This is a genomic window from Polaribacter litoreus, from assembly GCF_054584775.1.
In genome coordinates this window covers 1-1,260 of sequence record NZ_JBTLRD010000077.1, presented here as the reverse complement: position 1 = coordinate 1,260, position 1,260 = coordinate 1, and the positions used below count along the sequence as shown (strand labels likewise).

Genomic DNA, 1,260 nt, shown 5'->3' with positions numbered 1-1,260 from the left:
GCGCGATATTTTTCCCCAATTAATTTTTCACAAAACTTCAAGAATTCCAAATTAGAGAAAATTCCCGCGTAAAATTTGCGAGTTGATTTGATTTTTTAAAATTCGCGAGAGAGTGTTCAGTATTTTTTTCCTGCGTTTAGATTTTCCTGAGCAATAAAACATAACGTTGTTGTGTATGATTTGTTGCGTGTTTTAAGCACTAAAGTTAGCAAATATAACACAGATAGAAAGTCTGCAAGGACTTTCGTAAGTAAGCTATAACTAGCAATGAATTATACACGGTGTTGTAGCACGTTTTTTTTTCAGTATCTTCTATTATATTCTTCCAAGCTTAATTTTCTTCCATTATGAGTTTCACTTTCCGATTGTAAAGTCATTTTATTAATCAATAATTCAATATTATCCTTATAGTTTCCATTAGGTTTGATTGGAAGCAATTCATTTATCAAGAATTTATTATTAAACTCCAATTCAATTCCATTTATCCATAGGATTTTTGCAAATCCTAATGCAGGCTGGGAAATTAAATCTTTGTAAATCCAAGAATCTTTATTCCGTTTTTTATGTTCTTTTGTTGCAAGAATATTAATTATCTTAAATGCGGAATCTTTATCTTTATTTATGATTGATTGGAAAAATTGAAGATCCAATTCCATCCATTGATTCTTTTTCTTCGGTAAGCACTTATTTTTGATTATTTCAATATCTTTAGAAACACCGTCCAAATCTTTATTCATTGCTTTTATGATTATATCACAATAAATATGACCTTCCCCTTTTGATGCTAATTCGCTAAATTTCATTTTCTTTTTTCCTCTAAATGGGATTTCATAATCAATTTTGGAATAATCTTTTATAGCTTCTTGATTATCGGATAATGCAGTCACTAATGCGTGAGTTCTTCCAAAAGAAAATAAATCAGTACCTACATTATTTCTAAACAAATCAAAATAATAAATATCTGCTTTTGCACAATCAGAAAAAGCTTGTTTGGCATTAGAATAATTTTCATTTATTAGAGATTCATTCCAACCTCTTAGGTGAAATGTTTCCCAAATAGAATCTTTACTATTTTTGTAAATAAACCACTTACTTTCAAATTCCTTTATTTTAATTTGAGCATTATTATTGTTTTCTATAAGTTCCTCAAAATTCATTCGTTAAGTTCGGTTTTTAATGTGCTACAACGTTGTTGTATATGGTTTGTTGCGTATTCTAAGCAACTAATTTAGTAAATAATTATCGACCAAGAAAGTCCGC

The 1,260-nt window shown here is 28.7% G+C and carries 1 protein-coding gene; it reads right to left on the bottom strand.

Features of this window, described 5'->3' with window-relative positions; genetic code table 11:
- Window positions 1–302: 302 nt before the first annotated feature.
- Window positions 303–1,157 carry a hypothetical protein gene (locus ACW9UN_RS17215; protein ID WP_459487608.1) on the bottom strand — a complete coding sequence of 285 codons (855 nt, stop codon included), beginning with the start codon at window positions 1,155–1,157 and terminating at the stop codon, window positions 303–305.
- Between the last annotated feature and the right edge of the window lie 103 nt (window positions 1,158–1,260).

Excerpts from the sequence above, each read along its gene's own strand:
- ACW9UN_RS17215 (WP_459487608.1), bottom strand. The coding sequence starts at position 1,157 with ATGAATTTTGAGGAACTTATAGAAAACAATAATAATGCTCAAATTAAA.